This window comes from Agathobaculum desmolans ATCC 43058 (assembly GCF_000701665.1).
GTDB lineage: Bacteria > Bacillota > Clostridia > Oscillospirales > Butyricicoccaceae > Agathobaculum > Agathobaculum desmolans.
On sequence record NZ_JNJN01000001.1, the window covers coordinates 20,862 to 39,131 of the forward strand.

At 53.7% G+C, this 18,270-nt stretch carries 14 protein-coding genes and 1 pseudogene; 7 read left to right on the forward strand and 8 right to left on the reverse strand.

All coding sequences use genetic code 11. The annotated features are described in order from the left end of the window. The first annotated feature begins 73 nt into the window (after positions 1-73). The 7 genes and pseudogenes from T363_RS0100110 to T363_RS0100140 all read left to right on the forward strand — a co-directional run bounded on the left by T363_RS0100110 (position 74) and on the right by T363_RS0100140 (position 6,752). The gene (locus T363_RS0100110; RefSeq protein WP_031472040.1) at positions 74-688 is read left to right on the forward strand and encodes a CHC2 zinc finger domain-containing protein; all 615 of its coding nucleotides are present in this window, start codon (positions 74-76) and stop codon (positions 686-688) included. Continuing rightward, a pseudogene (locus T363_RS14240) lies at positions 663-1,958 on the forward strand (DNA primase family protein). The gene T363_RS0100110 and the pseudogene T363_RS14240 overlap by 26 nt, the downstream one beginning before the upstream one ends. Before the next feature lie 424 nt (positions 1,959-2,382). Next, positions 2,383-2,604, forward strand: a complete 222-nt coding sequence (locus T363_RS0100120) for an LLM class flavin-dependent oxidoreductase (RefSeq protein ID WP_031472042.1) — start codon at positions 2,383-2,385, stop codon at positions 2,602-2,604. A 351-nt stretch (positions 2,605-2,955) separates the two neighbouring features. Next, a complete protein-coding gene (locus T363_RS0100125) occupies positions 2,956-4,221 on the forward strand; it encodes a plasmid recombination protein (RefSeq protein ID WP_031472044.1) in 1,266 nt (421 codons plus the stop codon). 17 nt (positions 4,222-4,238) lie between these two features. Beyond that, the gene (locus tag T363_RS16325; RefSeq protein WP_034971363.1) at positions 4,239-4,538 is read left to right on the forward strand and encodes a hypothetical protein; all 300 of its coding nucleotides are present in this window, start codon (positions 4,239-4,241) and stop codon (positions 4,536-4,538) included. 107 nt (positions 4,539-4,645) lie between these two features. After that, entirely contained in the window at positions 4,646-6,253 is a 1,608-nt protein-coding gene (locus T363_RS0100135; RefSeq protein ID WP_031472046.1) for a DUF4368 domain-containing protein, read from the forward strand. A gap of 145 nt (positions 6,254-6,398) precedes the next feature. Next, positions 6,399-6,752, forward strand: coding sequence for a hypothetical protein (locus tag T363_RS0100140; RefSeq protein ID WP_051642988.1), 354 nt, complete (start codon positions 6,399-6,401; stop codon positions 6,750-6,752). A 331-nt stretch (positions 6,753-7,083) separates the two neighbouring features. Here T363_RS0100140 and T363_RS0100145 read toward each other — a convergent pair whose 3' ends face one another. The 8 genes from T363_RS0100145 to yqeK form a co-directional block, all read right to left on the reverse strand. Next, entirely contained in the window at positions 7,084-9,291 is a 2,208-nt protein-coding gene (locus T363_RS0100145) for a DNA gyrase/topoisomerase IV subunit A (protein WP_154658708.1), read from the reverse strand. Further along, positions 9,260-10,318 carry an acyltransferase gene (locus T363_RS15375; RefSeq protein WP_031472052.1) on the reverse strand — a complete coding sequence of 353 codons (1,059 nt, stop codon included), beginning with the start codon at positions 10,316-10,318 and terminating at the stop codon, positions 9,260-9,262. The genes T363_RS0100145 and T363_RS15375 overlap by 32 nt, the downstream gene beginning before the upstream one ends. 13 nt (positions 10,319-10,331) lie before the next feature. After that, positions 10,332-12,326 carry a DNA gyrase/topoisomerase IV subunit B gene (locus tag T363_RS0100155; RefSeq protein ID WP_031472054.1) on the reverse strand — a complete coding sequence of 665 codons (1,995 nt, stop codon included), beginning with the start codon at positions 12,324-12,326 and terminating at the stop codon, positions 10,332-10,334. Between the two features lie 521 nt (positions 12,327-12,847). Further along, the gene (gene rpsU / locus T363_RS0100160) at positions 12,848-13,030 is read right to left on the reverse strand and encodes a 30S ribosomal protein S21 (protein WP_031472056.1); all 183 of its coding nucleotides are present in this window, start codon (positions 13,028-13,030) and stop codon (positions 12,848-12,850) included. A gap of 121 nt (positions 13,031-13,151) precedes the next feature. Beyond that, complete coding sequence (gene leuS / locus T363_RS0100165) at positions 13,152-15,563, reverse strand: leucine--tRNA ligase (RefSeq protein ID WP_031472058.1); 2,412 nt, start codon at positions 15,561-15,563, stop codon at positions 13,152-13,154. 122 nt (positions 15,564-15,685) lie between these two features. After that, positions 15,686-16,060: a ribosome silencing factor gene (gene rsfS / locus T363_RS0100170; protein ID WP_317394383.1), complete on the reverse strand. Its 375-nt coding sequence runs from the start codon at positions 16,058-16,060 to the stop codon at positions 15,686-15,688. A gap of 25 nt (positions 16,061-16,085) precedes the next feature. Beyond that, positions 16,086-17,654, reverse strand: coding sequence for an LCP family protein (locus tag T363_RS16665; RefSeq protein ID WP_051642989.1), 1,569 nt, complete (start codon positions 17,652-17,654; stop codon positions 16,086-16,088). A 24-nt stretch (positions 17,655-17,678) separates the two neighbouring features. Then, positions 17,679-18,260, reverse strand: coding sequence for a bis(5'-nucleosyl)-tetraphosphatase (symmetrical) YqeK (gene yqeK, locus T363_RS0100180; protein WP_031472064.1), 582 nt, complete (start codon positions 18,258-18,260; stop codon positions 17,679-17,681). Positions 18,261-18,270 lie beyond the last annotated feature (10 nt).

Genomic DNA, 18,270 nt, shown 5'->3' on the forward strand with positions numbered 1-18,270 from the left:
TTCGATTTTCCCCATAACCTATACAGAGGGGTGAAAAAACTGCCCCATCAAAAAGGAAATGGAGGGAATCTGTATGAATCTATTTGAAGTGGTGAAAGCCAGTATTAACGCACAGGAAGCAGCGCAGGCGTATGGAATCGACATCAACCGCCATGGCATGGCACTGTGTCCGTTCCATAATGACCGTCATCCGAGCCTGTATGTGTCGGATGACCACTACCACTGTTTTGCCTGTGGGGAGCATGGGGATGTGATCGACCTGGCCGCCAAACTGTTTGACCTTCGGCTGTATGATGCGGCCCGAAAACTGGCATCGGACTTTCACCTTGCACCGGACAAGCCCTTGCCGGAAGCCATTCGCCGGAAAAATGAACACAAAACCAGAGCACAGCAGCTTCGTGAGAACGAGCAGCTGTGCTTTCCTGTTTTGAACGAGTATCGGCGGCTGCTCCTGGATTGGGAAAAACGGTATGCACCGCAAGCGCCGGAAGATGTACTGGACGAGCGGGTTGTAGAAGCCTGCCACCGATTACCCTGGGCAGAGTATCAGCTGGACATCCTGCTGCAAGGCGATTCCTATGAACGAGGCGAAACCGTAAGTAATCTAACGGCAGACGGATACATCCGCAAATTACAGGCCCGCCTGAGAGAGGAGCGATACCATGAACAACCCTGTTTGGATCGATGAGAAAGGGAAAATCATCGAGCCGGAATATTGCCGGGATTTCCTGTCCCGGCATCCCATGCGCTGTATCAATGACCGTTTTTATACCGTGGACGGCCCGCTACCGGATGAGAACAAATTGAAGCGGACGATTTATGAGGAAATCTCGCCCTAGCTCCATGACAAGGTCGCACAGACGGTGGAGCAGGTGATTAAGGCGTTGAAGCTGGCTGCATACACAGACCCTCTGCCCCTGCAATGTGACCGCATCCATGTGGCGAACGGCACTTATTTTCTGGGCGGTACATTCACAGAGGAAAAAGAATACTGCAGCAACCGTCTGTCGGTGTCTTATCGGGCAGATGCTCCTGCACCGGAACACTGGCTGCGGTTCCTTTTGGAACTGCTGGAGCTGGAGGATATTCCCGCCTTGCAGGAGTATTTGGGCTACTGCCTGATTCCGTCCACCAAGGGCCAGAAAATGCTCATGCTGATCGGAAAGGGCGGCGAGGGCAAAAGTCGGATCGGTGTGGTCATGAACGCCATTTTCAGGCTAAACATGAACACCACTTCTATCCAGAAGGTAGAAAACAATCGTTTCGCCAGAGCCGACCTGGAGGGCAGGCTGCTCATGCTGGACGATGATTTGGACATGAACGCCTTGACCAAGACCAACTATGTCAAATCTATCGTGACCGCAGAACTGCGGATGGATTTGGAACGGAAGAAAGAGCAGAGCTATCAGGGGCAGCTTTATGTACGCTTCCTATGCTTCGGCAACGGGGCATTGACTGCACTTCACGACTGCAGCGACGGTTTCTTTCGCCGCCAGATCATTCTGACCACCAAAGACAAGCCTGCGGATCGGTTCGATGACCCGTTTCTTGCTGAGAAACTGATTGCCGAAAAAGAGGGAATCTTCCTCTGGATGCTGGAGGGACTGCGGCGGCTGATCGCCAATCACTATCACTTTACCATCAGCCAGAGAGCCAAGGACAATATCTCTTCCGCTGTTCGGGATGCCAACAACATTCTGGACTTTCTCGATTCTGAGGGTTATGTGGCATTCAAGGCCGATTATGAAGCCAGCACCAAAAATCTGTATGCAGCGTATAAGCGGTGGTGTGAGGACAACGCAGAAAACCCGCTATCCCCAAAGAGCTTCGCAAACCAGCTTAGCCAAAATGCGGAACGCTACCATTTGGAGCCGGTCAATAACCTGCACATCGGCGGTGGAAAACGGTGTCGGGGATACATGGGCATTTATGTCCTGCTCTCGCCTATGGAGTTGTAATGAAACTTCAAAACCTTCTGTTCGTGCGTTCATGCGTTCCTGACCGGGTACAGCCTGTGGAACGAAGGAACGCACGAACGCAAAAAATCGAAGTTCATTTTTTTATTGTTCGGCTCAGAGGGCGCTCTAAAATCCGCACTTCCCGATCAATGGTTGTGCAAACAGTGAAAAACACTACTGTAAACAGAATGCAAATCATCATTCGGTGATTTGCGAAACAGTGACGCTGGTATGCGGTAAGGTGACTATTTTCACGGTTTCGCTTGCAAGCCCACCTAATGGAAAAGTCGATGGGGTGCTGTTACGGACAGTTCTTCACAAAAGCAGTTCTGAACGATTTTTGAGAAGTAATTAAGATTAACTGTACCGTGCAACGTGTGTGCTCTACGGCAAACTAACTTTACTAAAGAATGAGGTATTTTCTATGAAATCCAATTTAAGAAATGAAATTAAGTCGTACATCGTGCGTTCCGGCTACACGATGCAGGAAGTCGTTGACCTGCTTTCTGAGGATTACGGCTGGAGCGACAGCGTTTCCAACCTGTCAAACAAGCTCCAGCGGGAGTCTCTGCGGTATGTGGAAGCGGTACAGCTTGCCGACGCCCTTGGCTATGATCTCGTATGGCAGAAACGGAGGGACACATGATGCCCGCCGTTCTTACCCGTCGTATCTCCCGTCCCCATCGAAAAATCCGCAGATTTGGAGATGGATGGCAGAGTGGATTTGCAAAATCTGCTCTACCTGTGAGCGGCAGAATTGAAGCAATCAAGAGTGCGGAGAGACTGTCGGTCACACCGCCTTTTGAGGATTTGGGTGCCACACACAAGCCTCTAAAGGCGGCAAGGCATCCGCAGATGCCGCATTCCCCCTCGGAGAGCCCACGGCACTTTGCAGCCCTCTGGGATGAAAGTGTCATAGTGGGTTATTACACTTCCCGCAGGAAGTGCATCCCCGGCCCCCAGCCGTCTGCCGCACAATGGAAAGGAGCTGATTTGTATGGCCAGAAACGACGGAATCGACCGCACCTTTGCCCGTAACCAGGACTTGCCCACCCTCGATGATGTAGCGAAGGTGCAGGAGCATAACGAACGAGAAAAGGACAGCTACTCCAACCAGGATATTGATACCACCCAGACCTACCGGAATATCCACTTCAAAGCTCCCACCGACAGCTATGCCGCTATGTTCGATCAAATGATTGCCGATGGCGTCATCTCCACCCGTGGCCTGAAAGCCGATGCGGTGAAATATGGGGAGCTGATTTTTGATGTGAACTCCGCTTACTTTCACAATCACGGCGGCTACGAATATGCCAAGCAGTTCTACACCGACGCATACAAAGCAGCCGTGGAGATCGTGGGCGGTGAGCAGTACATCCTCTCTGCCGTCATGCACGCTGATGAACGCAACCGGGCTATGTCGGAAGCTCTGGGGCAGGATGTGTACCACTACCATCTTCATGTGGTCTATGTCCCGGTGGTGGAAAAACAAATTCTCTGGTCAAAGCGGTGCAAGGACAAGTCCCTTGTGGGCACGGTTAAGGAGACCATTATGCAGGTCAGCCGCAGCAAAAAATGGGAGTCAAAAGTTGCTCTGGATGAGCAGGGCAATCCGCTTCTGACTTCCAAGGGGAAGAAAGTCCTGCGGACGTCGTACAGTGTCCTGCAAGACGATTTCTTCAACTATATGAAAACTGCCGGATATACCGATGTGGAGCGTGGAGAGCGTGGCAGCACCGAGGAACATCTGACGGTGACCCAGTTCAAGGTAGCACAGGAGCAACAGCGGCTGGAAGATGTGACCGCCCAAATCGCTCAGACAGAACAGGCGCTGGACACCGCACAGGCTGCTGTTGAGAAAAAGCAGAAGGAACTGCAATCCCTGCAAAAGCAGACCAAAGAACAGCGTACTGCCGCCCTGACGGTACAGGAAATCCGCTCCATGGGGAAAAAGACGATCACCGGCAACATCACTCTGACCCCATCCGAGTGTAACACGCTCAAGGATTATGCGGTCAATGGGATTCTTGCCAAGGCGGAAAACAGCCGTTTGGAGGAAAAGCTGCAACAAGCGCAAAAGAGCACCGTTGTCTGGAAACAGCGATATGAATCACTGAAAGAACTGGCACGGCCCTATCTGGAAGCTGTCAAGCTCGCACCCGAAAAGGTGCGGGCTTTTCTTGATGCCATTTTGACCCGAACCCGACAAACAAGGCAGCACGATCAACCTTCCCGCCGTAAGTCGCAGGATATGGAACTTTAATTGATGGAGGAAACTGCATGAGAAAACACAAAGATTTTATGAGCGAACCCGACTATGGTTATATCGACATTGAATCCTGCTTTGAACCGATTTTTGAGCCGCCGTTGGAAACTCTGGAAGAATGGCGCAGCTGGGAGGATGAACCCGAACCGACACTGGAGAACACCTCGGTCTATGTCACAGAGCCAGATGGCATCCAATATTTTTACTGCGGCAATACCCGGATTCGGGTATCCGAGCATTTCTCCCAGGCAGGCAAACCCATGGACAAGCTGATTGAAAATGTGATCCAGTATACCGCCCGCAACGCCGGATAAACCCATTCCACAACAAAATGTCGTTGAACCACACCCACGCTTACGGTATAATAAAAGTAGAAGTATTGTAAGCGTGGGTTGTTTCGATTAGAAGGAGGATTTTTACCGTGAAACAACCTTACAATACCGCACTCTATATGCGTCTCAGCCGTGACGACGAAAACTATGGCGACAGCGTGAGTATTGAGACTCAGCGCACCATTTTGCAGCAGTACGCAAAGGAACATGGCCTTTCGGTGTATGGCGAATATGTCGATGACGGATGGAGCGGAACAAATTTCGAGCGTCCCAGCTTTCAGCGGATGATGGATGATGTGGAGGCCGGAAAGGTCAACTGCATCGTTACCAAAGACCTCAGTCGCTTTGGCCGTGAACACGTGATGATGGACTACTATCTGGAATTTGTGTTCCCGGAAAAGCAAATCCGCTACATTGCCGTGGCCGAAAACGAGGACACCGAAAAAGGACTTTCGGATTTCGTGCCGTTCAAGAATCTTTTCAATGAATGGTTCGCAAAGGATACCAGCCGCAAGGTAAAAACGGCACTCCGTGCCAAATTTGCCGCAGGAGAACGAACCTTTTCCTATGCCCCGCTGGGATACATCCGCCATCCCGAAGTCAAAAACACTTTGGCCATAGACGAAGAAACCCGCTGGATCATCGAGAAAATCTTTGACCTTGCGTTTCATGGGGCGGGTGCAGCGAAGATCACCAAGACCCTGATTGCAGAGAAAGTCCCGACTGCGGGTTGGCTCAATTATCAGCGGTATGGAACTTTCGCCAATATCTATGCCAATGCGTCGGAAGAAAAATCCTATGCCTGGACGATTGCTCAGGTGAAAAGTATTCTGCAAGATGAAACCTACATCGGCAACAGCGTGCACAATAAGCAGACCAATATCTCTTATAAAAACAAGAAAAAGGTGCGCAAGCCGAAAGAAGAATGGATTCGGGTGGAAAATACCCATGAGGCCATCATCAGCCGGGATGTGTTTGAGCAGGTGCAGAAGCAGATCGCCAGCCGCCGGCGTCAGCAGAAGGATGCCACAACGCAGATTTTCGCCGGGCTTGTAAAATGTGCAGATTGTGGCTGGTCTATGCGCTTCGGCACGAACCGGCAGAACAAAACGCCGTACAGCCATTTCACTTACAGCCAGTACGGACAGATGGGGACACAATGCTCGGCGCATTATATCCGCTATGACACGCTCTATGTCTATGTGCTGTCCAGAATCCAGTATTGGTTCCATCGGGCGCAGCTGAGCGAAGAAAAGCTCTTGCAGCAGATTTTGAAAAACGGTGACCGGGAACGCATGACTGCCGCCAAGCGTCAGGAATCCGAGCTGAAACGGGCGGAAAAGCGCAAGGCAGAAGTGGACGGAAAATTCGTCCGAATGTACGAGGACTGGTCCGCCGGACGCATCACCGAGTATAACTTCAATCTGCTGACTAAAAAGTACCAGGCAGAACAGCTGGAGCTGGAGGAAAAGATCAGCCGCTTGCAAGCGGAGCTGTCCGCAGAGCAGCAAACTGCCCTGGATGCCGAAAAGTGGGTCGCTCTCATCAAGCAGTACGCCAATCCCACGGAACTGACTGCTGAACTTCTCAATACCCTAATTGAAAAAATCGTCATTCACGAGGCCACTAAAAGTGCGGATGGGATGCGAGATCAGGAGATTGAGATTTACTACCGCTTTATCGGCAAAATTGATTAACCTGTATCCATATCCTTAACTTTGGGAAACCGGCGCGGGCTGTCCGGATATATCGCTGCTGCCCGCACTGGCCGAAGAACTGGGGGCTTCGCTCGAAAGCCTATTGGATGGTCAGACGGACGCCGCTGAACAACAGGGAGGTAATATGAAAAAAACATTGTTTTACGTCTGTCCGGACTGCGGCAACCTGCTTACAGCCGCGGCAGAAACCACCATCAGCTGCTGCGGCAAACGGCTGACCGCCTGTACACCCCGTAAGGCGGCGCCCGATGAGCGCCTGACAGTTGAGCCAATGGACAACGATTACTGCATTTCGTCCGCACACGAAATGACCAAAGACCACTACATCGCCTTTGTCGCATTATTGACCGGCGATACGCTGCTGCTGCGCCGCTTGTATCCCGAATGGGATATGCAAACGCGCCTGCCCGCCTTTGCGCGCCACGGCACGCTGCTTTGGTACTGCACGCAGCACGGATTACAATATCAGTTATTTTGATGTGCGCTGCCGCGCGTATGCTGATATTCGCCTGTAAGTATTTTTTGATAATCTTAAAGACCGCCCCGTTGGGGCGGTCTCAGCCTGTCAAAAAAGTGTGTTGTCGATGGGTGTTAGCAATACGCGCGGCAGCGCGCATAAACAGCATTTGCAGCGCAAATGCATAAAAAGTCAGGACAAGTGCCTGACTTTTTATACTTTGAGAGAGAAAAAACTTCTGCACAGGAACTTTTTCTCGTCCATGTTTGGCGAAGTCCAAACATAGATTGTCGGAAAAACGAAGTTTTTCGACAGTCTCAGACCGCCCCGTTGGGGCGGTCTTGTTATCTGTTTACAGCGTAAGCTGCTCGTCCGGCAGGTCTTCATCTGTCAGCAGTGCGCCGATGGACGGAATGCTGCGGCAGCGGTAACGGCCGTTATCCGACAGCGCCGCCTCTTCCATGCGGCAGGCGCGCGTTACCGTGTGCTTGCCGCGCAGTACCATCGTCTGCACGCCCTGCGTGGAACGGCTGGCCTTGATATCCAGCATATTCGCCCGGAAGGTCAGTGCGCGGCCCGCCGTAGAAAACATGGTCAGTTCGGTTTGCTCATCCACCGGATGGAAAAATGCTACCGCCGGCGATTTTGCCGAATACGCGCCAGTCAGGCGGCGGCGGTTGGTTTTTGTCTCAAAGCTTTCCAGCGAAAAGCGCGCTGCCTTGCCGTTTTGGAACACAACCACCATATTGCCCTTATAATCCCCCGGCAGCAGGGCATATACCGGGCTTTCCCCCTCTTCCATATCCAGTTTGGAGGCCAGATAATCGCCCAGCACCGAAGCCTTGCAGTCATCAAAATCATACAGCCGCGCCTTATATGCCTGCTGCATATTGGTAAAGAAGATGATCTCGGCTTTGTTGGTGGCTTCCACCTGCCAGATCACCTCGTCGCCGTCCTTGAGCTTATGCTCCTGCGACATGCGCCATGACTGCGGCGTGATCTTTTTGAAATAGCCCTCCCGCGTCAGGAACAGCAGCACGGGATAATCCTCAATGTGATCCTCTTCATCAAACGCCGGCACGGCCTCCGCCGTAACCAAACGGGTCCTGCGCTCGGACGGATACTTTTTGATGACCTGCTCCAGCTCTTTGATGATGATATTGCGGATCTTGGTTTTGGACTTTACCGTTTCCTCCAGCTTTGCGATCTCTTTTTCCAACGCCTCAGTCTCCTGCGTGCGCTTGAGGATGTATTCCTTATTGATGTTGCGCAGCCGAATATCCGCGATAAATTCTGCCTGAATCTGGTCGATTCCAAACCCGATCATCAGGTTGGGGATGACCTCGGCATCCTCCTCGGTCTCACGGATGATGCGGATCGCCTTGTCGATATCGAGCAGGATCTTGCGCAGACCGAACAGCAGATGCAGCTTATCCTTCTTTTTATTCAAATCAAAGAACACGCGGCGGCGAACGCATTCCGTGCGCCATGCCGTCCACTCATCGAGCAGCTCCTGTACGCCGAGCACACGCGGCATCCCGCCGATCAGCACGTTGAAATTGCAGGAAAAGCTGTCCATCAGCGGCGTCATCTTCATCAGCTTGGCCATCAGCAGCTCGGGATCTGTGCCGCGCTTCAGGTCGATCGCAATTTTCAGGCCGGAAAGGTCGGTCTCATCACGCACGTCTGCGATCTCACGCAGCTTGCCCGTCTTAGCCAGATCCGCGATCTTGTCGATAATCGCTTCGATCGTGGTGGTATACGGTATCTCCGTGATCTCGATCAAATTTTCCTTTTTATTGTACGCCCATTTGGCGCGCACCTTGAACGAGCCGCGGCCGGTCTGATAAATGGCGCGCATTTCCGCCTCGTCGTAGATCAGCTCGCCGCCGGTCGAAAAGTCCGGTGCGGGCAGCGTGGAGAGGATATCGTGCGCCGGGTTTTTGATGCACTCGATCGCCGTGCGGCACACCTCGCCCAGATTAAAGCCGCAGAAATTAGATGCCATACCGACTGCGATACCCGTATTGGCTGATACCAGAATATTCGGAAAGGTCGTCGGCAGCAGCACCGGCTCTTTCATCGTGCCGTCGTAGTTATCCGTAAAATCGACCGCATCCGTATCAATATCGCGGAACAGCTCCGCGCAGAATGCATCCAGCTTGGCTTCGGTATAGCGCGGCGCGGCATACGCCATATCGCGCGAATAGACCTTACCGAAATTGCCCTTGGAATCGACAAACGGGGTCAGCAGCGCCTCGTTGCCGCGCGTCAGGCGCACCATGGTTTCGTAAATGGCCGCATCGCCGTGCGGATTGAGTTTCATCGTCGAACCGACGATATTCGCCGACTTGGTACGGTTTCCGTTCAGCAGCCCCATCTTGTACATGGTGTACAGGAGCTTGCGGTGCGACGGCTTAAAGCCGTCGATCTCCGGAATCGCGCGCGACACGATTACGCTCATCGCATAGGGCATATAATTTTCGCGCAGCGTATCCGTAATGCGCTGATCGACCGAGGGATGCTCCTTATATACTTTTATTTCGGGTTTTTTCGCCATGCTTACCCTCCGTTATTTTGTTTGATTTACGATGCGGCGCGCCGCCCAGCAGGCTGCCGTGCGGCAGGCAGGAAACCAGCCCCGCAATCAGCAGACCGCCCGCAAAGGTCATCAGCCAGCTCTGCCACAGGCGCAGATAGATGACCGGCTCCTGCCGCACCGTCCATTCGTTCCACAGCCGCATCACAAGCGGATGGGAAAGATACAATGCAAAAGACAATTCGCTCAGCCGCCGCACTGGCCGCGGCATCTGCCGCACCATGCTGCCCAGTTCCCACAGCAACAGCCCCGAGGTAAATACGTACACCGTCAGATCCGGCCGCAGCGACAGGCTGCCCAGCGTTGGAAAGCGGCGCACCGTCCACAACACGGCAGCGGCGCTCACGATCCACAGCAGCCCAATGCACACAAGCCGTTTTCCGCTGCCGGACACCGGCAGTGCATCCCGCCGGCGCAGCCATAAACCCACGGTGTAAAACAGCAGATACGGTACAAACAGGCTGCTGTACGGCACCGGCAGCGCCGGAAGCCGGCACAAGCCAAGCTGTGCGCCGCACAGCAGCGCCTGCATCACCAGCGTAATCAGTCCCGAGAGAAGCAGCGTCTGATACGGTGCGCGTTCCACAGCGCGGTAAAGCGGTACATACAGCAGTTCAAACTGCACCAACACCACAATAAAGTACAGGTGCATATACGCGCCGCCGCTGATCAAATCCCACAGCGGTGCGGCATGCGGCCTGCCGAACAACGCATCCAGTGACAAATAGAGCGCCGACCACAGCCAAAACGGCGGCAGAATACGCTTCATCCGCCGCAGAAACAGCGGCACCGGCTGCATCAGATTTTGCCCGGGCGCCCCATGGCCGAACGCTGACAGCAGGATGAACAGCGGCACCGCAAACCGTGCCAACTGATTGCAAACCTGCGCTGCACCGCCGGCACTGCCCGCAGACACATGGATCATCACGACCGCAGCGGCGGCTGCCGTCCGCAGGCCGTCCATCTGCGGATACCACTTTTTCTCCATACTCATCAAATCCTTATGAAATATCTGCCAGCTCCAAATACTGTGCGCCGTTTTCCGCAATATACTCCTTGCGGCCGGACAGATTATCCCCCAGCAGCAGATCGAACATATCACTCGTTGCCTTGGCCTCATCCGGTGTGATGCGGATGAGACGGCGGGTTTCGGGGTTCATGGTGGTTTCCCACATCATATCGGCCTCATTCTCGCCAAGGCCCTTGGAGCGTTGGATGAGCAGCTTTTTTCCCGCAAGCTTTTGCAGGATCGCGGCCTTTTCGCTTTCATCAAAGGCAAAATAGCTTTTATCTTTATAAGTGATCTCATACAGCGGGGATTCCGCAATATACACATAGCCCTGCTCGATCAGGGTGGGTACCAACCGGTACAGCATGGTCAAAATCAGCGTGCGGATCTGGAAGCCGTCCACATCCGCATCCGTACAGATGATGATGCGGCGCCAACGCAGGGCTTCCAGATCAAAGGCGCTGAGATCCTTGGCCGCCTTGCCGCGCACCTCGACCCCGCAGCCGAGCACCTTGAGCAGATCGGTGATGATATCGTTTTTGAATATCTTGTCGTAATCCGCTTTCAGGCAGTTTAGGATTTTGCCGCGCACCGGCATGATGGCCTGAAACTCACTGTCCCGCCCCTGCTTAACCGAACCGAGCGCGGAGTCGCCCTCCACGATATACAGCTCGCGGCGCGTTACATCCTTGGTGCGGCAGTCCACAAATTTCTGTACCCGGTTCGCCAGATCAATATTGCCGGAGAGCTTTTTCTTGATGTTGAGACGCGCCTTTTCCGCCTGTTCACGGCTACGCTTGTTGATCAGGATCTGCTCGGCGATTTTATCCGCCTCCGCTTTATTCTCAATAAAATAAATCTCCAGCCCCTGCTTCAGGAAGTCGGTCATCGCCTCCTGAATGAACTTATTGGTGATGGCCTTTTTGGTCTGGTTCTCGTAAGAGGTCTGGGTGGAAAAGCAGCTTGTCACCAGTATCAGGCTGTCCATCACATCCTGAAAAGTAACTTTACTCTCCGACTTATTGTATTTGCCGTTCTGTTTGAGATAGCCGTCAATCGCAGAAACAAATGCCGAACGCACCGCTTTATCCGGTGCGCCGCCGTGCTCCAGCCACGAAGAGTTGTGATAATACTCGATCTGCGACACCGCAGCGGAAAAGCAGAACGCGCAGGACAGCTTGACCTTATACTCGTTTTTATCCGCACGGTCGCGTCCGCGGCGCTCGCCCTCCAAAAACTGCACTGAGGTCAGCGGATTTTCCCCCGCCAGCTCATTCACATAGTCCACAATGCCGTTCTGATATAAGAACTCGGTGGTTTCATACCGGCTGCCGTTCTGATCCTTCAGCACAAACTTGATATGATTGTTGACCACCGCCTGCCGCTTAAGGGTATCCAGATAATAGTCGACCGGGATATTGATATCAGTAAACACTTCCAAATCCGGCTTCCAGCGGATGGTGGTGCCGGTTTTCTTAGTGGCGGCGGGCTGCTTGATAAACCCTTCCTTGGTGCCGGTTTTATTTTCGCCTTTTTCAAAATGCAGGCTGTACGAAAAACCGTCCCGTACAATGGTCACATCCATATATTCCGAAGAATACTGCGTGGCGCAAGTGCCGAGGCCGTTCAGACCGAGTGAAAACTCATAGTTTTCGCCCGTATCGTTTTTATACTTGCCGCCCGCGTACAGCTCGCAGAACACCAATTCCCAGTTATACCGCTGCTCGCTCTCATTCCACTCAACCGGAATACCGCGCCCGTGATCGGCCACGGAGATCGACCCATCCGCATAACGGGTCACCACAATCTCACTGCCGTAGCCCTCGCGTGCCTCATCGATCGAGTTGGATAATATCTCAAACACGGCATGTTCGCAGCCCTCCAGCCCGTCCGAGCCGAAAATAACGCCCGGACGCTTGCGCACACGATCCGCGCCCTTGAGAGAGGAAATGCTTTCGTTGCCGTATGACGGTTTTGCTTTACTCATATATACCCAAACTCCCATAATAGAAGATTTATGATTCCATAACTTTTATATTATACGCTGTTTTCATATTTTTTTCAATCTATTCCTGCACTTTCTCTGTCATATGCTGTCATGCAGTCAAAATACCAAGCGAGCCATACCGCAATGTTGACCATCCGGATGCGCAGCGCAGCACCTTTCGGCAAATGAAAGCGCGATGAGATTGTCGAAAAACGCAATTTTCAACAGTCTCAGCGCGCCTGTATCATAATGGGCGGAAATCCGCCTCTTTTCTTTGGACTGTCCGGGAGCCTGCGCGGTATTCCGTCCCACAGGGCCGAACAGATTTTTTATTGTCTTCCCATGAAGATTCTTTTATTTGAAAAGGGTTGTCTCCCTTGCTGTGCTTATAGAATACCGCATCGATATGTCTAAAGTTTGGCGAATCTATGAAAGAAGTGTAAATACTTCCCGGCACTGCCCCACTTCGAACAAATAAAAAGCACGGAATCCAATGATTCCGTGCTTTTGTCAGACACAAATTATCTGAACTTTTTCTTCTTCGCGCGTGCAGCCTCAGACTTCTTGCGGCGCTTTACGCTCGGGCTTTCATAATGCTCACGCTTGCGGAGCTCGGAAAGCGTACCCGCCTTGGCGCACGAACGCTTAAAGCGGCGCAGCGCGCTGTCAATAGACTCATTTTCTTTGATGCGGATCTCCGACACAGTTTTCCCTCCCTCCGCGCGTTCCTCTCTGGAGGATCGCTTTGCACGGCTTGCAATGCACAGGCACACAAAACCGTAAGAATATTATATCTGTTTTTACTGTCTCTGTCAACAACAAAGTTCAGCGGACAACCAGATTCACAATTTTTCCGGGAACCACGATCTGTTTGACCATCTGTTTCCCCTCTACCGCGTGCTGCACCTTCTCTTCTGCCAATGCAGTATCGATCGCCGTCTGCTTGTCACAATCCGCCGGCAGCTTGATCGTGCACTTGAGCTTGCCGTTGACCTGCACCGCTACCTCGACCGTATCCTCCACGGTTTTGGCCTCATCATATACCGGCCACGATGCCACCGAGAGCAAACCCTCGCCGTCCATCATCTGCCACAGTTCCTCCGTGATATGCGGCGCAAAGGGACTCAGCAGCTTGAGGAACGTCATATACTCAGCGCGGTTCACGCCCTTGTCGTAAAACTCATTGAGCATACTCATCAGCGCAGCGATCGCCGTGTTGGCCTTGAGGGCGTCTGCATCTTCTCCGACCTTTTTGATCGTGCGGTGCATCAGTACCTCATGCTGCCCGGAGTAGCTGTTGCCCTCCTGCACCTTTTCCGCCAGCGCCCAAACACGCTCGAGGAAGCGGCGGCATCCCTTGATGGATTTCGGGCTCCACGGCGCAGCCTTTTCAAAGTCACCGATGAACATCTCATACAGGCGCATGGTATCCGCACCGTAGGTATCGACGATCTCATCCGGATTGACCACATTGCCGCGGGACTTGGACATCTTCTCGCCGTTTTCGCCGAGGATCATGCCGTGGCTCGTGCGCTTGGCATACGGCTCCCGGGTCGGCACAATGCCGATATCATACAGGAACTTATGCCAGAAACGGCTGTACAGCAGGTGCAGCGTGGTGTGCTCCATGCCGCCGTTATACCAATCGACGGGCGACCAGTACTCGAGTGCTTCCTTGGAGGCCAGCGCCTTATCGTTATGCGGATCCATATACCGCAGGAAATACCAGGACGAGCCGGCCCACTGCGGCATGGTATCGGTCTCCCGCTTGGCGGGGCCGCCGCAGCAGGGGCAGGTGGTGTTGACCCAATCGGTCATCTTTGCCAGCGGGGATTCGCCGTTCTCGGTCGGTTCATAGCTCTCCACATCCGGCAGGGTCAGCGGAAGCTGCTCCTCCGGCACCGGCACATAGCCGCACTTGTCACAGTGCACGATCGGGATCGGTTCGCCCCAATAACGCTGGCGGGAGAACACCCAGTCGCGCAGCTTATACTGTACCTTGGCATGGCCGATCCCCTTCTCTTCCAGCCATGCTGTCATCGCCGGGATCGCGTCCTTCACAGTTTTGCCGTTCAGAAAATCCGAATTGACGAGAATACCGGTCTCATCCTTCGCGGTAAATGCCGCCTTCTGCACATCCTCACCGCCGGAAACGACCTCGATGATCTCACAGCCAAACTTTTTGGCGAACGCCCAGTCGCGGTCATCATGCGCCGGCACGGCCATGATCGCGCCCGTGCCGTAGCCCATCAATACATAGTCCGATACGAAAATCGGGATCTGCTTGCCGTTTACCGGGTTCACCGCAGCTACACCGTCCAGCTGCACACCGGTCTTGTCCTTGTTCAGCTCGGTGCGCTCAAAATCTGATTTGCGCGCAGCTTCTTCGCGGTAAGCGCGGACGGCTTCCATGTTGGTCAGCCGGTCCGCCCACTGTTCGATCACCGGATGCTCAGGCGAAATGACCATATAGGTCGCGCCGAACAGCGTATCCGGGCGGGTGGTATAAACGGTCAGCACATCGCCGGCCGTGGTCTTGAAATCAACCTCCGCACCGGTCGAGCGGCCGATCCAGTTTTTCTGCTGGGTCTTCACGCGCTCAATAAAATCCAGATCGTCCAGATCATCGATCAGACGCTGCGCATACTTGGTGATCGCCAGCATCCACTGGCTCTTGGTCTTATGAACGACCTCGCTGCCGCAGCGCTCACACACACCGCCGACAACTTCTTCGTTCGCCAGCACGCACTTGCACGAGGTGCACCAGTTGACGCTCATTTCCTTTTTGTAAGCCAACCCCTTTTTGAAGAGCTGCAAAAAGATCCACTGCGTCCACTTATAGTAGCTCGGATCGGTGGTATTGATCTCACGCGACCAGTCAAACGACAAGCCGAGACTCTTAAGCTGGCTCTTGAAACGCGCAATATTCTTTTTGGTCACCTCTGCCGGGTGTACATGGTTTTTGATTGCAAAGTTCTCGGTCGGCAGGCCGAACGCATCCCACCCCATCGGATACAGCACGTTGTAGCCCTGCATGCGCTTTTTACGCGCCACGATATCCAGCGCGGTGTAGGAGCGCGGATGGCCTACATGCAGACCCTGACCGGACGGGTACGGAAATTCTACCAGTGCATAGAATTTTTCTTTATCGCTGCCGTTTTCGGCTTCAAAGCAGTGTGCTTCATCCCAGGCATCCTGCCACTTTTTTTCGATCAGCTTATGCTCATATTTGTTCAATGGAATTTCCCCCAAAATACTAATTGAAAATGGAAAATGGAGAATGGAACCAACAGCAGACTGCGCCGATCGCCTATCAGACGGCACGAAATGCTCCATTGCCCATTCTCAATTCTCTATTTTTATTCGTCCTGCTTGATGCCCAGCTCAGCCAGCGGCACAGGCGTGCCGTCCTTCCACATATTCTCCAGATTATAGAACTTACGCGCCTCGGGCATAAATACGTGCAGCACGACGCAGCCATAGTCCATCAGCACCCACTGGTTGGATTCAAACCCCTCGGTGTGGTGCACCAGTGTCTCGTGGTCGTACTTAAGACGCCATTCTACATTGTCTGCCAGCGCCTTAACCTGTGTAGTCGAAGTGGCAGAGCATATCACCAAATATTCCGTCAGCTCAGTCAGCCGCTCAACCTGCAGGACCTGAACATCCTGCCCTTTCTTTTCCAGCAGCGCCTCGCAAATTGCCTTTGCCGTCTGTTGTGCAGTCAAATTCACAAACTCCTTTACGTTTTTGTTTCCGTTATGCTTCCGGATCGACCGGTGGGGCCGTGCCGCTATCCGTACTGCCGCCGCCCGAGCTGTCCCCGCCGGAGGTATCTCCACCGGCATCGCCGCCCGATGTGTCTCCGCCGGTGCTGCCGCTGCCCGAGCTGTCCCCGCCGGAGGTATCTCCACCGGAGGTATCGCCGCCCGAACTGTCTCCGCCGGACGCGCCGCCGGACGAGCTGTCCCCGCCGGAGGTATCGCCGCCTGACGTATCACCGCCCGAGCTGTCCCCACCGGAGGTATCACTGCCCGAGCTGTCTCCGCCGGAATCATCCCCGCCGGACGAGCTGCCGCCGGTAGTATCACCCCAAACGTCGTTGTCGTCCGGGTCATAGGTCACAGAGCCGCCGGAATAGCTTTCCGGTCCGCCGACAATATCCAACGTGATGATTTCTTCCTCATACGGATTGAAATACTGATTGACCAGTTCCAGTGTTTCCTTGTAATACGGGAAGAAGAAAGAATACGCAGTCGAGCTGCCTGCCGTGCTCATCTGACCGTAGCCCGGCAGCGTGAAAAACTGGATATTCTCATTTTTGATCTGTACCGCCTGCATCCCCATCCAGAGCAGCTCGCCGGCCGTCAGGTCGGTTTTGACATTCTGGAACACGGCTTCCGCAATTTTGGGAATGTTGGGCACATTTTTCAGCTGGAATACCTCTTTTGCCAGCGCTTTGAGGAATTTCTGCTGATTTTCCACACGGCCTTCGTCGCCGTTGGCATACTGCATGGAATAATCGTTATTGTGCCGCCAGCGCAGGAACTCGACCGTCTGCTTGCCAGTCAGATGGTGCATACCGGCATACAGGTCGATATGCAGGTTCTGCGAAGGGTCATCATACTGCATCCGGAAGGGGATCTCATAATCCACACCGCCGATCGCATCCACGATCGCGGCGATACCGTCGAAATTGACGATCACGTACTTATCCGGTTGGAAGCCCATCAGCCGCTCGATCTCTTTTTTGGTCTGCTCGATGCCCTTGCTCATGCCATAAGCCGCGTTGATCTTGCGGGCGGCGCCGGTCACCCCATTGTTGCACATGGTATCACGCGGGATGTTCATGATGTTGATGTTTTTTTTCTTGATATCCATCGTTGCGACCATGAGCGCATCTGTGCGGGTCTCATCCTCATCCACTGCGCCGACCACAAATGTGAACACATCACTGATGCGCGTGCCCGAGTTGAGCAGACTGTCCACATTGATCTTATCGCCGTTTTCCTTATCCTTGATGGTGGGATCGTTCGCCTGCGGCGGGCGGATAAACCACACTGCTGCGGCCGTCAGCCCTGCCAGAAGCGCCAATACCACCACCACGGAAATCACGATCCGCCGCGTGCGCTGCTGCCGGGTCAGCGGTTTTTTTACCTTTGCACCTTTTTTTCCGTCCGGCCGGGGCGCAGTGGCACGCGGTGCGCTGCCCGGCGCCGGCGCTGCCTGACGCGGTGCGCTCTGCGGCGCCGATGCGCGGGATGGGCGGTCCTCCGTTTTACGGGCCGGCGTTTTACGATGGCCGCCGCTGCCTCCAAAAAGTTTCAAGCGTTTTCTGCCTCCAGTTCCATCTTACGCTTCCCTCCAGCGGATTCCCTGCCGTATCATATCGTTATAGGCAGCAATCGTATCACTGTGGATCAGCTTGCCGCGTGTGACCAGCTCGATCAAGGTCTGGTCATAGCAATACAGCAGTGCGCGGTCGATGCTGGTTTTTGCCAGCTCGCGTGCCTGATCCACGCCGGGGAAATCGCGCGTCTCCTCAATGTAATCCGCCAGATAAAGAATCTTATCCAGCAATGTCATCCTGTTTCGTCCGGTGGTATGGCAGGCGATCGCCTGACAGATCTCCTCCGGCATGCCGTATTCCGCGCGGGCAATGGCTGCAGCGGTTTTGCCGTGCAGCATTTTCGGCTCGCTTTTTTCAACAGCACAGGGTATTATACCGTATTTTTCACATAAATTCAACTGTTCCTGCGGAGAAAGATGTTTGGTTATGTCGTGCAGGATCGCCGCCGTGCCCGCCCGATCCGGGTCTTCGCCGTACTGCTCTGCCAAACGGCGCGCAGCGCGCTCCACCCCGAGCGAATGCTCATACCGGTATCCGCGCAGCCTCGACAGAATGCCCTTGCGCATTTCATCATTACACAACATAACTTTGACC

What these genes read in the sequence shown, in the direction of transcription:
- T363_RS0100120 (WP_031472042.1), top strand. Translation starts at nt 2,383, where the DNA reads ATGAAATCCAATTTAAGAAATGAAATTAAGTCGTACATCGTGCGTTCC.
- T363_RS0100125 (WP_031472044.1), top strand. Translation starts at nt 2,956, where the DNA reads ATGGCCAGAAACGACGGAATCGACCGCACCTTTGCCCGTAACCAGGAC.
- T363_RS15375 (WP_031472052.1), bottom strand. Translation starts at nt 10,318, where the DNA reads ATGGAGAAAAAGTGGTATCCGCAGATGGACGGCCTGCGGACGGCAGCC.
- T363_RS0100140 (WP_051642988.1), top strand. Translation starts at nt 6,399, where the DNA reads ATGAAAAAAACATTGTTTTACGTCTGTCCGGACTGCGGCAACCTGCTT.
- T363_RS16325 (WP_034971363.1), top strand. Translation starts at nt 4,239, where the DNA reads ATGAGAAAACACAAAGATTTTATGAGCGAACCCGACTATGGTTATATC.
- T363_RS0100145 (WP_154658708.1), bottom strand. Translation starts at nt 9,291, where the DNA reads ATGGCGAAAAAACCCGAAATAAAAGTATATAAGGAGCATCCCTCGGTC.
- T363_RS0100155 (WP_031472054.1), bottom strand. Translation starts at nt 12,326, where the DNA reads ATGAGTAAAGCAAAACCGTCATACGGCAACGAAAGCATTTCCTCTCTC.
- yqeK (WP_031472064.1), bottom strand. Translation starts at nt 18,260, where the DNA reads ATGTTGTGTAATGATGAAATGCGCAAGGGCATTCTGTCGAGGCTGCGC.
- T363_RS0100110 (WP_031472040.1), top strand. Translation starts at nt 74, where the DNA reads ATGAATCTATTTGAAGTGGTGAAAGCCAGTATTAACGCACAGGAAGCA.